The sequence below is a fragment of the Halomonas sp. CKK8 genome (genome assembly GCF_029625235.1).
In the GTDB taxonomy this organism is placed as follows: Bacteria; Pseudomonadota; Gammaproteobacteria; order Pseudomonadales; family Halomonadaceae; genus Halomonas; species Halomonas ventosae.
This window is the reverse complement of sequence record NZ_CP121193.1, coordinates 2834399-2850731: the sequence shown is the minus strand read 5'-3', so window position 1 is coordinate 2850731 and position 16333 is coordinate 2834399. Positions and strand designations below refer to the sequence as shown.

The 16333-nt window shown below is 69.9% G+C and carries 12 protein-coding genes; 7 read left to right on the top strand and 5 right to left on the bottom strand.

Features of this window, described 5'->3' with window-relative positions:
• Positions 1–306 precede the first annotated feature (306 nt).
• Complete coding sequence (locus tag P8934_RS13465; protein ID WP_278031498.1) at positions 307–2037, top strand: hypothetical protein; 1731 nt, start codon at positions 307–309, stop codon at positions 2035–2037.
• A 59-nt stretch (positions 2038–2096) separates the two neighbouring features.
• On the opposite strand, the gene P8934_RS13460 is transcribed toward P8934_RS13465, so the two are convergent.
• Both P8934_RS13460 and P8934_RS13455 read right to left on the bottom strand, forming a co-directional pair.
• Positions 2097–5411, bottom strand: coding sequence for an AAA family ATPase (locus P8934_RS13460; protein WP_278031497.1), 3315 nt, complete (start codon positions 5409–5411; stop codon positions 2097–2099).
• Positions 5408–6709 (bottom strand): exonuclease SbcCD subunit D C-terminal domain-containing protein, encoded by a 1302-nt coding sequence (locus P8934_RS13455; protein ID WP_278031496.1) that lies wholly within the window; start codon positions 6707–6709, stop codon positions 5408–5410. The genes P8934_RS13460 and P8934_RS13455 overlap by 4 nt, the downstream gene beginning before the upstream one ends.
• Before the next feature lie 78 nt (positions 6710–6787).
• Here P8934_RS13455 and nfi point away from each other — a divergent pair, with 78 nt between their 5' ends.
• The gene (nfi, locus tag P8934_RS13450; protein WP_278031495.1) at positions 6788–7492 is read left to right on the top strand and encodes a deoxyribonuclease V; all 705 of its coding nucleotides are present in this window, start codon (positions 6788–6790) and stop codon (positions 7490–7492) included.
• 91 nt (positions 7493–7583) lie between these two features.
• Positions 7584–8129, top strand: a complete 546-nt coding sequence (locus tag P8934_RS13445) for a DUF1415 domain-containing protein (protein WP_278031494.1) — start codon at positions 7584–7586, stop codon at positions 8127–8129.
• A 17-nt stretch (positions 8130–8146) separates the two neighbouring features.
• Here the strand turns inward: P8934_RS13445 and P8934_RS13440 are convergent, their stop codons facing one another.
• Positions 8147–9046: an aldo/keto reductase gene (locus P8934_RS13440; RefSeq protein WP_278031493.1), complete on the bottom strand. Its 900-nt coding sequence runs from the start codon at positions 9044–9046 to the stop codon at positions 8147–8149.
• Positions 9047–9201: 155 nt separating this feature from the next.
• Here P8934_RS13440 and P8934_RS13435 point away from each other — a divergent pair, with 155 nt between their 5' ends.
• On the top strand, positions 9202–9633 hold the full coding sequence (locus P8934_RS13435; RefSeq protein WP_250060027.1) for an OsmC family protein: 432 nt from the start codon (positions 9202–9204) through the stop codon (positions 9631–9633).
• Between the two features lie 120 nt (positions 9634–9753).
• Here P8934_RS13435 and P8934_RS13430 read toward each other — a convergent pair whose 3' ends face one another.
• Together P8934_RS13430 and P8934_RS13425 are read right to left on the bottom strand one after the other, a co-directional pair.
• The gene (locus tag P8934_RS13430; protein WP_278031492.1) at positions 9754–10437 is read right to left on the bottom strand and encodes a type 1 glutamine amidotransferase; all 684 of its coding nucleotides are present in this window, start codon (positions 10435–10437) and stop codon (positions 9754–9756) included.
• Positions 10434–11429: an amidoligase family protein gene (locus P8934_RS13425; RefSeq protein ID WP_278031491.1), complete on the bottom strand. Its 996-nt coding sequence runs from the start codon at positions 11427–11429 to the stop codon at positions 10434–10436. Before P8934_RS13425 ends, P8934_RS13430 begins: the two co-directional genes overlap by 4 nt.
• Before the next feature lie 130 nt (positions 11430–11559).
• Between P8934_RS13425 and P8934_RS13420 the strand changes: the two genes are divergently transcribed.
• The 3 genes from P8934_RS13420 (at position 11560) to P8934_RS13410 (ending at position 16328) form a co-directional block, all read left to right on the top strand.
• The gene (locus P8934_RS13420; protein WP_278031490.1) at positions 11560–13878 is read left to right on the top strand and encodes a mechanosensitive ion channel family protein; all 2319 of its coding nucleotides are present in this window, start codon (positions 11560–11562) and stop codon (positions 13876–13878) included.
• A 4-nt stretch (positions 13879–13882) separates the two neighbouring features.
• Positions 13883–15367: a hypothetical protein gene (locus tag P8934_RS13415; protein ID WP_278031489.1), complete on the top strand. Its 1485-nt coding sequence runs from the start codon at positions 13883–13885 to the stop codon at positions 15365–15367.
• A 421-nt stretch (positions 15368–15788) separates the two neighbouring features.
• A complete protein-coding gene (locus P8934_RS13410; protein ID WP_278031488.1) occupies positions 15789–16328 on the top strand; it encodes an N-acetyltransferase in 540 nt (179 codons plus the stop codon).
• The last annotated feature ends 5 nt before the right edge of the window (positions 16329–16333 follow it).

The window sequence follows — 16333 nt, the reverse complement described above, 5'->3', positions numbered from 1 at the left end:
TTGACCCCGTCGGGGAGGGAGTGCACTGAGCGGCATTCGTCTCCCATGTCGTGGTCCATCACCAGCAGCGCCAAGCGTCTGGATATTGTGTGCTCAACCCCCCAGCAGTTGATGGCCGCCTCGCATCGCGAAGCCTTATCTTAACTTCGGCCATAAATTAAAATAAGGCCCGACCCTATTCTAATCGGGCACGCTCTCGAGCGGTGAGATGGAGCCACATTGAGAACAAAAGGAAAGCGGCAGTCACAAGGAGACGCTGGCACCGGCGAAGACACGGCGGGGCGGCAGAAAGGCCATGGGGACGACATGATGCGACAGGATGAGAAGGAGCTCCTTTCCGATCGGCAGCTGGTCATGCTCGCCGGCGAGGCTGCGTTCGGCCGTGGCGTGGAGTATTACCGCGAGGGCATGGTGGTTGGCTGGAACCGGAAGGGGTCTACCATCACCGCCGATGTGGAGGGCAGCGAGCGCTATCGGGTGGTGCTGAAGCTGAGCAAGCGGGGCCTGGAGGGCGGCTGCGACTGCCCGGCCTCAGAGGGCATCGACTTCTGCAAGCACTGCGTGGCGACCGCCCTGGCATACCGTGCGGACCAGGCCGAGCAGACGCGGTTGACGGAGGGCGATGCCTCGGACCGGATTCGCGCCTATCTGCAGCAGATGGACAAGGCCTCTCTCGTCGAGGCGCTCGAATCCCTCATCGACAATGACCCGGTGCTGCGCCAGCAGTGGTCGCTGCGGGCCGATGCGGTGCTTGGCGTGCTGGATCACAAGGCGCTGAAGAAGCGCATCACCGCGGCGTTCCCCCTCAACCGCGACCTCTACCGCTACGGCCAGGTGAGTGCCTACTTCGCCAGGGCGGAGGCCGTCGTCGAACAGCTCGCTGAGCAGGCGCCGCAGTTTCCCGCGGAGCAGTGCCTGACGCTGGTCGATTATGCCCTCTCACGCCTGGGCCGCGCGCTGGAGACCATCGACGACTCCGGCGGCTTTCGCTTCCACTGCGAGGCGACGCTGCAGACGCTGCATGTCCAGACCGCGACGCGGCTCGACTGGTCGCCCGAGAAACTGGCGAATTATCTCTATGACAAGGCCTTTGGTGGCAGCGAGGATAGCTATCCGTCGATTCCCGACGCCTATGCCCAGGCGCTGGGTGAGGCGGGCATGGCGGCCTATCACGCCCGCCTGCAACAGGCCTGGGACGCCCTGCCGGCGCTGCCGGCAGAGGCGGGCTGGTCGCAGCAGTATCGCTACATTCGCCTGCGTCGCCCCCTGTTCGAGCGTGCCAAGGCCGCCGGCGACCTGTCGGCGATGCTGGCGCTCTACCAGAAGACCGCCAGCAAGGAGCGCGACTGCCTGGATGCCGCCGAGCTGTGCATCGAACATGGGGGCTGGGACGAGCTTGAGACATGGCTGGCGCGAGCGAAACGGACGGCGTCCCATCAGTTTCCTCACCAGCAGGTGGAACGCCAGCGGCTCGAGGTGCGCCTGCACCTGCAGCGTGGTGAGGTAGACGCCGCGGCGGCACTGCAGTGGGACATCTACCAGCAGACGCGGCAGCTAGCCGATTACCGCCAACTGGCGGCCCTGGCGGACGAGCACAACTTGGCCATCGATTATCGCCAGCGCGCTCACGACTGGCTGGTGGAAGGGCTCGATCAGACGCCTCAGCTACCCTTCGGCTGGGGCCCGCGGATGGTCGACAGCCTGCTGGAGCTCTACCTGTTCGAGGGGCGCCTGGCCGAGGCCCAGGCGCTGTGCGCCGAGCGGGCGGTGGGTCCGGGGCTGCTGCACCAGCTGGCCAAGGCGCTGAAGGACCCCGACGAGAGCCTGCCGATGTACCTGCGCCTGGTGCGCCATAGCGTTTGCCAGACCAACAACCGGGCCTATCGCGAGGGCATCGCCCTGCTGCAGGAGCTGAAGGGCTCGCTTGTCACCCCGGTCCAGGAAGAAGCGTTCGAGCAGACGCTGACCCAGCTTCGCACGGAGTTCAAGCAGAAGCGCAACTTCATCAAGTGGCTTAACGAGGCTTTCCCGACCTGACTGGTGGCCGGTAGAGGCAGCAGGCTTCCCGGGAGCTCATTCACTCTCTCGCGCTTCGCCTATCCGCTGACCAGCCTCGCCCGGCTGGTGCCGTTGCCCAGTGGTTCCACCTGGATCTGCACCGGAATGCGCTCGTGCATCTCCTGCACATGGGAGATCACGCCGACGCGTCGGCCCAATGCCTGCAGGCCGTCCAGCGCCTCCATGGCCAGCGCCAGGGATTGCGGGTCCAGGCTGCCGAAGCCCTCGTCGATGAACAGCGACTCGATGGTGAGCTCGCCGGAGGCCATGGAGGCGAGCCCCAGGGCGAGCGCCAGCGAGACCAGGAAGGTCTCGCCGCCCGAGAGGGAGTGCACCGAGCGGCGCTCGTCGCCCATGTCGACGTCCACCACCAGCAGGCCCAGGGGGCTGCCGCCTCGCACCAGCCGGTAGCGGCGGGTGAGGCCGCTCAGGTGAGCGTTGGCGTGCTCCAGCAGCTGCTCCAGGTTGTAGGCCTGGGCGATGCGCCGGAAGGCCTTGCCGTCGGCGGAGCCGATCAGCTCGCTGATCTGGCCCCAGCGGCGGAACTCGGCCTGGGCGGCTTCCAGTTCGGCCTGGCCGGCCTTGCGGCGTGCCCGCTTGCGATCGTCATCGCTCAGGGCGAAGGCGGCGGCGTCGCGTTCCTGCTGGGCCTCCTCGAGGCGCGGGGCCAGGTCGGCCTGGGCCGCCTCCAGTGCCTCCCGGCGGCGGCGCAGCGCTTCGGCCACGGCGTCGCCGAGCAGCGCCTCGTCGCGCTCTTCCTCTTCCGTTTCCTCGATCAGGTCCTGGTCGCGGCGGTGGTGCAGCAGGGCGTCGCGCCGCTCTGCCAGGGTGGCGGCGGCGCGCTGGCGGGCCTGGTCGGCGGCCTCGATCTGCCGCTCCTCGTCGCGGGCCGTCTCTTCGGTCTGGGCGAGCAGCCGGGTGAGGGTGGCGTCGGTCAGCTCGGGGTGCGCCGCTCGCCAGTCGGCGAGCTCGCGGGCGAGGGTATCGTGCTCCCGGCGCAGCCCCTCGAGCCGCTCGGCCTCGTGCTCGACCCGCTGGGAGAGGCGCTGCTGCTCCTGCTGGGCGGCGTGCCAGCGCGCCTGGGCCTGGTCGCGCGCCTGGCGGGCCTGCTCCTGTTGCGTATCGAGCTGCTGCTGCCAGGCGTCCGGCGAGGCGTGCTCGCCGAGCCGGGCGGCGAGCCCAAGGGAAAGCCGCTCGCGCTCGTCGCGCAGCGGCGGCAGCCGCTCGTCCAGCTCGGCCAGCGCCGTGTCGGCGTGCTGCTTCTCGGCCTCCAGGCGCGCCAGGGCGACATGGCCCTCCTGCAGCGCCTGCTCCAGCGGGGCCAGTTCGGCCTCGGCCCGGGCCAGCTCGTCCAGCTGTTGCCTCGCCTGCCGGCGGCGGGCCTCGCTCGCCTCGCGCTCGGCCTGAAGCCAGGTGTCGCGCTCGCTCGCCTCAATGGCGGCAAGCTCCTGCTGCAGGGGATGCGCCTCCAGGGCCTCGCGGGCAGCGTCGCGTTGCCGCTCGGCCGTTTCATGATCCTGCCGGTGGCGGGTGAGGGCGGCCTCCACGGCGCGGTACTCGCCGAAAAGCTCGTCGCGCCGCCGCTGGGCCGTGTCGCGCGCCTCGCGGGCTGTGTCGAGCTGGCGGGTTTCCTCCGCCTCCTGGGCCTCGAGCTGGGCGGCCTCCGGCGTGGCCGGGGGGTGCTGCCGCCAGGGGTGATCGTGGCCGCCGCACACCGGGCAGGGCTCGCCCTCGGCGAGGGTCTCTCGCAGTCGCGCCACGCTCTCGCTGCGCACGGCGCGGCTGCGATCGATCAGCGCGCCGACGCTGTCGAGATGCGCCTGGGCGCGGTCGAGCTGCTGGCGAGCGTTCTGGCCCTCGGTCAGCAAGCTGTTCTTGCGGGTCTCGTCGTCGCCGAGCCGGCGGGCGAGCTGGGCGAGGGCCTGCTCCGCGAGACCGAGCTCCTGCCAGCGGCTGGCGAGCTCCCCCAGCGCCAGGTGGCGCTGGGCCGCCTGGTCGTGCTCCTGCTGAGCGGCCTGGCGAGCGGCATCGAGGCGAGGGTGAGTGCCCACCAACCGCTCGAGGGTCGCCTGCCAGTCGTCGCGCTGTCGCTGCCGCGCCTGCTGGGCCTCGCTGGCCGTGCGGTGCTCCCGGGCCAGCCGCGTGGCCTCGGCCTGCTGCCGGGTGCGGGCCGTTTCCAGGTCGGCGAGCTGCTTCTCGTGGGTGGCGAGGCGCTGGGCCTCGTCGCGGGCTTCCCGCAGGGCAGGCTCGGCCTCGCGGCGCGCCTCACTGGCCTCGGCCAGGGCGCGCTCGCTGGCCTCGGCGGCCTCGCGGGCCTGCTCGTGCGCGCGCTCGGCGTCGGTGAGCGCTCGCGTCGTCTCGGCGTGGCTCGCCTCCAGGGCGGCGATCTCGTCGGGCAGGGCGGCCCGGCGGGCGAGGGTGTGGCGCTGCGGGGCGATCAGCCGGCGCCACTCGCGGTCGTCGCGCGCCTCGGAAAGCGCCTGCCAGTCGGCCTCGGCGCCCTGCTGCCGGGTCAGGCCCTGGCGATAGGCCTCTTGCAGCCGGGCATCGTCGTCGTGCCAGCGGCGCCGGGCCTGGAGCGATGCCGCCTGGTTCTGCAGGTCAGTGAGCGCTCGCTGGGTGGCCTCGGCCGCCTGCTCCAGTTCGGCGCGGGCCTCGGCGTCGGCGGGCCGGTCGTCGGCGAGCCTGGCTTCCAGGGCCTCCACGGCCTTCCTGGCGTTGCTGGCACGCTGGTAGGCGGCCATGGAGATCGCCGAGTACTCGGCGGTGCCGGTAAGGCGCTCGAGCAGGTCGCTGCGCTCGTTGTCGTCGGCCTGGAGGAAGGCGGCGAACTCGCTCTGGGCGAGCAGCACGGCGCGGGTGAACTGGTCGAAGGTGAGCCCCAGACGCTCCGGCAGCAGGCGGTCGAACTCGCGTTTCTGGGTAGTGAGCAGGCGGTCGTCGTCGAGGTCGCGCAGCGACTGCTCGGCCTTCTGCAGCTTGCCGCCGACCTTCTCCCGGGCGCGGCGCACCGCCCAGCGGGCGCGGTAGCGGCGTCCGTCGCGGCCCACGAAGTCCACCTCGGCGTAGCCGCTCGCCGTGCCGCGGCGCAGCAGGGTGCGCGGGTCGCTGGTGGTCAGGGTGGAGCCCGGGGTGTCGTCGATCTGGCTGTCCCGGGCCGGCGCCTGGCGCAGCCGCGGCGTGCCGCCGTAGAGCGCCAGGCACAGGGCATCGAGCAGGGTGCTCTTGCCGGCCCCGGTGGGGCCGGTGATGGCGAAGAGCCCGGCATCGCTCAGCGGGGCGGCGGTGAAGTCGAGTTCGAGTGGGCCGGGCAGCGAGGCCAGGTTCTCCAGGCGCAGGGCGAGGATCCTCATGACGACACCTCCTGGTTACCTGCCGCGCCGGCGTCGTCGCCCTCGGCGTCGAGCACGTCCTGGCAGAGCCGGTCGAAGTCGGCGAGCACCTCCGCCTCCGGCGGCTCCCCCCAGCGCGCCGCCCAGGTGCGCTCGAAGAGCTTGCGCGGGCCGAGGCTCTCCAGGTCGACTCGCGCCGGGGCGTCCTCGCCCTCGATCCGGGGCAGGCGACGTTCGAGGCGCAGCAGGCGCAGCGCCTTGCCCTCGAGGGCCGCCTCCACTCGGGCGCGCAGGTCGGGGATCGGGGCCTCGAGTTCGACGCGTACCTCCAGCCAGGGCCAGCGTTCCCTTGAAAGCTCCCGCCCCCGAGCTTGGGGGTGCGCGGGATCGCTCTCCAGGGCCTCGAGTTCGGCCAGCACTTCATCGAGGGGCGCGGGGCCGACGCGGTGCATGGCCACCGGGCGGGGTACGGGGAGCGCCTCGGTGGCGGCCAGGGCCTCGCCATCGAGCACCACCTCCACCACCTGGTGGGGATAGGCCACCTCGCTGAAGTCCAGCGGCAGGGGGCTGCCGCTGTAGCGGATCCGCTCCTCGCCGACTTGCTGGGCGCGGTGCAGGTGGCCGAGCGCCACGTAGGCGATGTCGTCCGGGAAGAGGGCGGCGGAGATCGACTCCTCGCCGCCGATCACGATGGGCCGCTCGCTGGCCTCGGAGACGGCGGCGCCGTGCAGGTGGGCGTGGCTCATCGCCACCAGCGCCTGGCCGGGTTCGCGCCGGGCACGGGCGGCCTCGATCAGCCGGGTGTGCACGCGGCCGATGCCGGCGACGTAGTCGTTGGGCGCGTCGTCCTCGCTTGCCCGTGGCGCGCCGGTGACCTCGGCGGGGCGCAGGAAGGGCAGCGCCAGGCACCAGGCGCGGGTCGCGCCGTCGGCATCGGTGAGCGGCACCAGCAGCCGCTCGGCGTCGAGGTCGCCGTCGTCCTGCCAGTAGACCCGGCCGAGGGCGTGGGTGTTGAGCCTTCGCATCAGCGGGGCGGGCAGCTCGATGCGGTTGCCGCTGTCGTGGTTGCCGGCGATCAGCACGATCTCAAGGCTCGGCAGGCGCTGGTGGGCGTCGACGATGAAGTCGTAGAGCAGCGCCTGGGCGGCCAGCGACGGGTTGACCACGTCGAAGATATCGCCGGCCACCAGCAGGGCATCGGCCTGGCGCGCCACCAGGGTGTCGAGCAGCCAGGCGAGGAAGGCGCGGTGCTCGACGTGGCGCTCCTGGCCGTGGAAGCTCTGGCCCAGGTGCCAGTCGGCGGTGTGGATCAGTCTCAAGGTCGGCTCCCCGGTGGTCCGTCACGCGGCAAAAGCCGTAGTCTAACCCGAGCGACGCCGTCACTTCAGGGAGCCCCGATGCCCGTTACCCCCTTGCACGACTGGAACCTCGCCCCGAGAGACGCCATTGAGCTGCAGAAGCGCCTGGCGGGGCGCGTGGAGCGCGAGGATCGCCTGGACCCGGTGCACCACCTCGCCGGCGTGGATATCGGCTTCGAGCAGAATGGTGCAATCACCCGGGCGGCGGTGGTGGTGCTGGCCTGGCCGCCGGTTGCATCAGGCGAGTTCAAGCCGGCAACCCTTGAGATAGTGGAGCGGGTGGTGCATCGCGAGCCGACGCGCATGCCCTATGTGCCGGGGCTCTTGTCGTTTCGCGAGGTGCCGGCGGCGCTCGGCGCCTTCGAGCAGCTCACCACTTGGCCGCAGCTCGCCATGGTCGACGGCCAGGGCATCGCCCATCCGCGGCGGATCGGGGTCGCCAGCCACCTGGGGCTGTGGCTCGACCTGCCGACCATCGGCGTGGCCAAGACGCGGCTCTGCGGTCGCCACGACGAACCCGGTCCCGCGCGGGGTGACTGGACGCCGCTGGTCGATGGCCCGGACGACGAGGTGATCGGCGCGGTGCTGCGCTCGAGGGTGACGGTGAAGCCGATCTTCGTCTCGCCGGGGCATCGGGTGTCGCTTGCCACGGCGCTCGACTGGGTGATCCGCTGTCTTGGGCGCACCAAGCTACCGGAGCCGACGCGGCTGGCCGATCGCCTGGCCTCGCGGCGGGGACGATAGGGCAGGGTGGCCGCCTGGGCTATACTGCCGCCCCTTCTCGTGCCTTTCTCTTACCCCTCATCTTTCGCTCACTTCCCTGATCGAGGCGTCCATGACCGTACCCACTGATCCTCTTGCCGCCACCCGTGCCTGGGTGGAGACCTTCGTGGTCGCCCATGACGTCTGCCCCTTCGCCGTCCGCGAGGTGGCCCGCGACAGCATTCGCAGCGTGGCGGTGCCGGCCCGCGACCGGGAAGCGGCGCTGCTGGCGCTGTTCGACGAGTGCCGCCACCTGGAGGCGACACCCGAGGTGGAGACGACCCTGCTGGTGCTCACCGAGGGGCTGGAGGACTTCGACGACTACCTGGATCTGCTGGAGATCGCCGAGGAGCTGCTGGACGATCAGGGCTTTGATGGCACCTTCCAGCTGGCGAGCTTCCACCCGGACTACGTCTTCGCCGATGCCGAGCCGGACGATCCCGCCAACTTCACCAACCGCTCGCCCTATCCGATGTGGCACCTGCTGCGTGAGGCGGGCCTGGAGCGGGCCCTCGAGCATCATCCCGACCCCGAGGGCATTCCCGCGCGCAATATCGCGGCGATGCGCGAGCTGGGCCATGAGGCGCTCGCCGCGGCGCTGGCCAGGCTGCGCGGCTAGGCTTTCCCCGCTCGCCGCTAGACGATATCCAGCGCTGTCTTGCGGCTCGGCGCCGGGAAGGCGGCGTCCAGGCGGGCCAGGCTCGCGGCATCCAGCTCGACCGCCAGCGCGGCAGCGTTCTGTTCCACGTGCTCGAGCTGGGTGGCCTTGGGAATGGCGATCACGTCGCGAGCGGCGTCGCCGCTGTGGCCCTGGTCAGGACGGATCGTCCAGGCCAGCAGCAGCTGAGTGGGCGTGATGCCGAGCCCCGCGGCGACCGCCTTCACCTCGGGGTGGCCGAGCAGGTCGCGGCGCAGCGTGCCGGCCTGGGCCAGCGGGCAGTAGGCCATGGTGGGAATGCCCTGTGTGCGCTGCCAGGGCAGCAGGGAGTGCTCGATGCCCCGCGAACCCAGGTGGTAGAGCACCTGGTTGACCGCGCAGGCCGCGCCGCCGGGCCGGGCGGTCAGCGCCGCCATCTCGTCCACGTCGAAGTTGGAGACGCCGAAGCGGCGGATCTTGCCCGCCTCGCGCAGCCGCTCGAAGGCTTCCAGGGTCTCCTCCAGTGGGATGTCGCCCGGCCAGTGCAGCAGGTAGAGGTCGAGGTGGTCGGTGCGCAGGCGCCTGAGGCTCGCCTCGCAGGCGGCGATGGCGCTGTCGCGCCCGGCGTTCCAGGGGTAGACCTTGGAGACCAGGAAGGCCTCGTCGCGGCACCCCGCGAGCGCCTCGCCCACCACCTCCTCGGCGCCGCCGTCGCCGTACATCTCGGCGGTGTCGATCAGGGTGAGGCCGAGCGCCAGGCCATGCTGCAGGGCACGCACCTCGTCCTCTCGCGGGGCCAGCCCCTCGCCCAGATACCAGGTGCCCTGGCCGATGGCCGGCAGGTCGATGGCCGGCTCATGGGCGGTGGCGGCGAGTCGCACGCGGGGCATTGTCGGCATGGGAACCTCCCTTCTGCATATGTTTAGAAATATTTTCCATTTTTTCTGGTCGCTGGCGGCCCCGATGCAATCGACCTTGCCTCAGGAGGAGAGCATCCCCATGGTGTATGGTGAAGAGGCAACGGTTCATCCCTGACAACGAGTAAGGAGTCGACATGAGCATCAAGAAATCCGGCAGCGCCGTCTGGCAGGGCGGCCTCAAGGACGGCAAGGGGACGGTATCCACCCAGAGCGGCGTGCTCCAGGACGTTCCCTACAGCTTCGCCAAGCGCTTCGAGGGCGAGGCGGGCTCCAACCCGGAGGAGCTGATCGGTGCCGCCCATGCGAGCTGCTACTCCATGGCCCTGTCGCTGATCCTGGGCGAGGCCGGCCTCACCGCCGAGCGCATCGCCACCGAGGCCAAGGTCTCCCTGGAGGAGGTCGAGGGCGGTTTCGCCATCTCCGCCATTCACCTCGACACCGTGGCGAAGATTCCGGGCGCCGACGAGGCGGCCTTCCAGGACGCGGCCGACAAGGCCAAGGAAGGGTGCCCTGTCTCCAAGCTGTTCAACGCCGAGATCAGCCTGTCGGCGAAGCTGGAAAACTGAGCCCGGCACCGGCCTGATCGGTCGCGCAGGTATCATCGCGCCGGGGCCACCGTGAGGTGGCCCCGGCGCTTTGTATAGAGCGACGCGCTGTCCAAGACACTGCGTCTGTCTCGGGTCGAGCTACGCCGAGGCGATACCGCGCTGGGCGGCCTCCACCAGGGCGCGGATCAGCCGCTGTTGGGGGCGATTGAAGACCAGCCACTCCGGGTGCCACTGCACGCCGAGCAGGAACTCGTGGTCGCGGGATTCGATGCCCTGCACCAGCCCATCGCGGTCCCGGGCGACGATCTCGATGCCCTTCCCCGTCCGCTGCACCGCCTGGTGGTGGAGGCTGTTGATGCGACACCAGCTCACCTCGAGGATGCGGTGCAGCTGGCTGTCGGCGACGATGTCTACGGTCTTGCGCGGCAGCACGGTGCGCCGGCGCTTGAGCCCCTCATGGGTGGTGTAGATGTCCGGGTCCAGGGTGCCGCCCTGGTAGACGTTGATCAGCTGGGCGCCGCGGCAGATGCCCAGCACCGGCTTGCCCAGCGGAATGAAGCGTTCCAGCAGCTCGAGCTCGAGCTCGTCGCGCTGCGGGTCGACGCGCACGTCCAGGCGCACCTCGTCGTCGTAGAGGTGGGCCTGGATGTCGTCGCCGCCGCCGATGATCAGGCCGTCGAGGTGCTCGGGGAAGGGGCGCGAGGGCGACAGGCGCTGCGGCCGGCCGCCGTGGCGCCACACGGCGAACCAGTCGAACCACCAGGCGATCCGGCTCTTGGCATCGGAGGTGGTGATACCGATCAGTGGGCGCGCCTGACTCATTGCCGGGTCACCCAGCGGCGCAGGCGAATCAGCCAGCGGCGGGGCGCCGAGGGCCGGTGGCGGGCGAGGAACTGGGCGCCGCGCTCGGCCAGGGTCTCGGGAGTGGCGGCCAGCCGCTCGACCTCGAGCCAGCGGTTCCACTCGGTCACCGCGCCCCAGCCCGGCTCCGAGAGCTGGGCGTTGGGCAGGCGGTAGTGGAAGGTCGGCCGCGGCTTGACCAGCCGGTTCTGCAGCAGCTCATGGGGGAAGTCGGGCGCGAGATGGGCGAACAGCGGCAACATGTCGAGCTCCCGGTTGCGGGTCGGGTTGTCCTCCAGGTAGTCGGCGATCAGCGTCTCGAGATCCGGGGCGTAGTCCGGGTCGAGGATCTTGAGGGCATAGGCCCGGGGGAAGGGGTTGGCGTGGGGCAGCACCTCCCGGGTGATGTCCACGTGGATCTGCTCGCGCAGCCAGGCGGCGGTGAGCATGTAGGCGCGCAGGTAGGCCAGCAGGTGCTCGACCTCGAGGCTCGGTACCTCGGGGTTCAGGTGCAGGCCGAAGCCGTAGAGCAGGCTGGCGTCGGTGCCCTTGGCACCGTGGGTGCGCAGCGCCTCGAAGAGGGCGTCGAGCTCCTCCAGCTCGTCCCAGGGCACCGGCGGGCAGACGATCTCGGTGGGCACCAGGCCGGTGACCACGTCGCCGATCAGCTCCCGGGTCCGGGCGTGGAAGTCCAGGCGCATGCGCTCCCATTCGCTGTCGCCGGCGGCCTCGGCATCCACCACGGTCTGGTCGGGGTGGGCGTACTGGGTGTCGAGCTCGATGCCGAACTCGCCCCAGCGGGTGCCGCTGACCTTGAGGCGATGGGGACTGAGCACCTCGACCTCGCCGCCGAACAGCTCGCGCACCAGCTCGGCCGTCTCCCGGGGAGGCAGGCCGGCGAACTCGATCTCGACGCCGACGCGACGCATCTCGCCGTCGGCGTTGCGGGGTTCGGGTGGCGGTTGCGGCGTCATGACGGCATCCTGTAGGGCATGGTGTCGGCAGCCTATCACACTGCCTCGGCCATCATGGATGGCGGTCGGTCCGTCATCCGTTCACCAAAGACGAGAGACCAGGGAGACAAGATGCCAGGGAGTCGAGAGAGTGCCTGACGCGTACCGCCTGTTCGTTGTCGTGCGCGGCCTGCTGACGTGGCTGCTGCTGACGCTGCTGCTGGCGACGGCGGCCTCGGCCCAGACCACGCCCCTTTCCGCTCTGACGCCGGGGAGCGGGGACGAACCGGCCTCCCACGATCCCCAGGCCTTCCAGGCCTCGCTGGATGAGGTGATCGCGACCCTCGAGGATGCCGACCAGCGCCAGGCCCTGCTGGAGAGCCTGCGCCAACTGCAGCAGGCCCATGACCCGGCCGCCGAGGAGTCGGGCATCACGCGCCCCCAGGGCCTGCTGGGCGCCCTGGCGGAGACTATCAGTGACCTCGGCGCGCAGGCCGAGGCCGGCCGCTCGCCGGTGGACGAGTGGCTGCGCCAGCTGCGGCAGGGCGGGTCCGACCTGGTGGACCTGGTGGTCCAGACCGGCAACGCCGAGCTGCTGCGCTTCGTCATCGAGCTGACCGTGCTGCTGGTGATCTGGGCCGGGCTGCTGGTGATCCTGATCGCCCTCGGGCGGCTGCTGGCCAGGCGCCGGGGCTGGCCCCTGGACCTGCCCCGCGAGCCTCGGGCCTGGCTGCTGGTGGTGCATTTCCTGCGCCGCATGCTGCCCTGGGCGCTGGCCTTTGCGCTGGTGCTGGGCATCGCCCAGCTGGTGCCGGAGAGCTCGGGTCGCACCGCGACCCTGGTGATCGCCTATGTGGCGCTGTGCGGGCGCACCCTCTCGGTGGTGGTGGAGACGGTGATCTCGGTCTTCACCAGCGGCCATCGCTTCATCGCCGTGCAGATCCTGCAGCAGCAGAGCCTCAGGCCGCTGTTCATCATCGGCGCCCTGATCGCGCTGGGCGATGCCTTCAACTCCACCCGCCTCTCGGGGATCATGGGCAGCGACCTGGCGAGCCTGATGTCGGTGCTGGCCAACGTGCTGGCGGCGATGATCAGCGGGCGCTTCATCATCCGCTTCAAGCGCCCGATCAAGCACCTGATCCGCAACCGCCCCTATTCCCTGCGGCGCGACAGCGGCGGCGCCTCCGAGGTGGTCCGGCTGGTGGGCGGCCTGTGGCACGTGCCGGCCCTGCTGCTGGTGGGGGGCTCGCTGCTGGCGATCTTCATCACCGTGGGCGACGTGGGCACGGCCCTGGCCCGCTCGATCATCTCGGCCTCGCTGCTGGTGCTGACCCTGGTGGTCACCGGCCTGATTCGCCGCCATGGCGAGCGTCGCTCGAAGCGTCGACGGCTGAGTGACTACCGTCGGCGCCTGGAGCGCTTCGGCTATGCCCTGGCCCACGTGCTCGCCTGGATCGCCTTCGCCGAGCTCTCGCTGCAGGTGTGGGGGGGCTCGCTGATCGGTATCGGCCAGCAGGGGGTGGCCAGCGTGCGCATCGGTCAGGCCCTGCTGGCCATCGGCTTCACCGTGCTGCTGGCCTGGCTGATCTGGATCTTCGCCGACACTGCCATCCAGCGCGCCCTGACCAGCCCGGCGCGGGCTCGGGGGCGGCGGGTCAACCTGGCCCGGGCGCAGACCATCACACCGATGATCCGCAACATCATCTTCGCGACCATCGTGATCATCGCCTCCATCGTCGGCCTGGCCAACCTGGGGGTGAACGTCACGCCGCTGCTGGCCGGTGCCGGTGTGATCGGCCTGGCCATCGGTTTCGGTGCCCAGACCCTGGTGCAGGACCTGATCACCGGCATCTTCATCCTCATCGAGGATTCTCTGGCGGTGGATGATTTCGTCAAGATCAACGGCCACATGGGCACCGTCGAGGGGCTGACCCTGCGCACCGTGCGTCTGCGCGACCTGGACGGCATCGTGCACATCATCACCTTCAGCCGCATCGACTCGATCCACAACATGTCGCGCCAGTTCGGCATTGCCCTGATGCGGGTCCGCATCCCCTTCGACATGAAGATCGACGATGCCACCACCCTGATGCAGGAGACCGCCCTGGAGCTGCGCCAGGACCCGATGATGCGCCACTACATCTGGTCGCCGCTGGAGATGCAGGGCATCGACAGCTTCGAGGATGGCTGCGCCATCCTGCGCATGCGCTTTCGCACCGCCCCGGAGATGCAGTGGGACGTGGCGCGGGCCTTCAACCTGCTGCTCAAGCAGCGCATGGAGACGCTGTCCGTCGACCTCGGCGTGCCGCGGCTCAGCGTGAGCATGGAAGGGCAGGGCGGGGGCCGCCTGGACGGGACCGGCGAGGGTGCCGAGGCCCGCGACGCCAGCGGCCGTCGACCCGGCGAGGCCGGGGTCGCCGACCCCGCCGGCGACACCAGCGCCCGGGGCGGTTCCCCGGATCCCGCCTAACCTCATGGCGACCCACCCGATCACGGTAGAGCGCCGGGACAGCCTGCATATCAAGGTTTCCCGGGTGCTCCGCGAGGAGACCTCCCACCGGCTGGACCTCTTCCTCTTCGTGCCCGCCGAGTTCGGCCTGAACCCCCACGTGCTCTCGGAGGAGGCGTTCTACCACGGCGCCATCCACGTCAAGCGCACCTACTACAGCGACCGCCACCGGCTGCCGCTGGTGATGAGCCGCCTGGCGGGCAAGCGCCTCGACGCCGGTCAGTACCGTCTGGGGCTGAGCCTCTACGCCTACCAGTATGTGGTGGCCCTGGAGCGCTCCGCCCAGTCGCTGCTGGAGCTCTCTCGACGCGCCCAAAGGGCGGAGAAGCGGAGTGACGACCAGGCCGCGAAGGGCCAGGCACCCGCCAGGAGCCGCACGGCGAAGGACGACGAGGGGGTCGAGCGGCTGCGCACCCAGCTCGAGGAGACCGCCGACCTGGCCCGGGGCATCCTCAGGCGGCTGCGCCGCCAGGAGCCTGTCGACGAGAGCCTGCATCGCTACTACGCCAACATCGACAACTACCTCTCCTGGTTCACCGAACAGAACCTGCTGGCGCTGGTGGCCCACCTGCCGCGGGGTAATGACTTTCGGGCGATCCGCGAGCGCCTGCTGACCATCTGCCGCGACGAGATCGAGCATCGCCGAGCCCGGGAGTACAACTCCGAGCGGGTCACCCGGGACCCCACCCGGATGTCCAACAAGATGCGCCTGCTGAGGCGGCTGATCGAGTATCCCGTGACCCTCAAGCAGCGCAGCCAGGAGCTGGGCGGCGGCGAGCAGAAGGCGGTGAAGGCCTTCGCCACGGCGGTGGTCATGATCTTCGTCTCCCTGGGCCTGGTGCAGGCCCGCGAGTCACTGGGCGACATCACCGCGCTCTTCGTGCTGACCCTGGCGGTGATCTATGCGCTGCGCGAGGTGTTCAAGGATGACCTGCGCATCACCCTGTGGCGCTGGCTGCGCCGGGGCCGTCCCAAGTGGCGACGCCAGTACCTGGACCCCACCAGCAATACCGTCCTGGGGCGCCAGCTCGAGTGGTTCGACTATCAGCGCTATGCCCGGCTCGACGAGCAGATCCGCCGGGTGCGCAAGCGCAACCTGGCCCAGCGCGAGGAGGTGGTGCTGCACTACCGTTCCAGCTCGCGCATGTCGCCGACCCGCTTTCTCAGCGGCTATGACCGCACCCGCGAGACCCTGACCCTCGACCTCTCGTCGCTGGCGCGGCTGATGGACAAGGGCAGCCACCATGTCTATCGGCTGGAGGAGAAGGGGCAGGTGGTGCGCGAGGCGGTGGAGAAGCGCCACCTGATCAACCTGGTGATCCGAGAGCTGGAGGGCGACGGCGCACCGCTGCTGCAGCGCTGGAAGATCGTCATGAGCCGCTCGCGGATCGTCGACGTGGAGCTGGTCCATGAGGAGGGGCCGGGGCTCGAGGCCAAGCCGGGGGGCTGAGCCGCCGCACGCCGAGGCCGGACCCATCCCACCCTCGGCCCTCTTGATGAATCCATCGTGGGGGATGGTCGTCTATGGGTCGTCTACAGCGCCACACTTTATCATTGGGGACACTGACGAGTTATGACTGGGGCCACTGACGAGGGCCGCCGAGACAGAGCGCAGCCTATGTTCAGCATGTCAGAACGGGCAGAGAGCATGGGGCTATCGCGGATGGCGCCGCGCTACTTCGAGAAGATCGACCTGCTCAAGGGGCGGAGGCAGGCGAATGGCTGGTCAGTGCGTGCGTGCAGCGCTGCGGACCTGGCGAGAAGGCGCTCAGGGTCGGGATGTTCGTTCTGCAGCGACCCTGACGAACTGGCCCGCGTCACCCCGGCATCATCGAGGCTGGCCTGTGCCGTCCCAACCAGGAGAACCCCCTATGGAATGGTCGAATGCCTTCAAGGGGCGTGAACAACCCATCATCGACCTCTTTGCCGCTACCTTCACCGACTCCGAGGGCGCGGAAGAAGGCGCGGTGATCGGTGACCTGGTCCGCCACCAGCTGACCGGCACGCCGGCACCGGACCTGGATGTCTTCGTCGCCGAGGAGGAGGGGGCGATTGTCGCCGGGGCGGTCTTTTCGCGGCTGACCTACGATAGGGATGACCGGAGCGTGTTCGTCCTGGGTCCCGTGGCGGTAGTGACCGCACGCCAGGGGGAGGGCATCGGGCAGCAGCTCCTGCAGCATGCTCTCGACACACTGCGTCGGAAGGGCGTCGAGGTCGTGGTGACCTACGGTGACCCGGCCTACTACTCGCGGGTTGGCTTCAAGCCAGTCACTGAGTCGCTCATACCGGCGCCCTACAGGCTCCAGCACCCTGAAGGCTGGCTGGCACAGTCGTTGACGGAAGCCGAGCTGACCCCCCTGATGGGCAAGGCGCGGTGTGTCGAAGCGTTCAACAACCCCGTTTTCTGGTAGAGGCA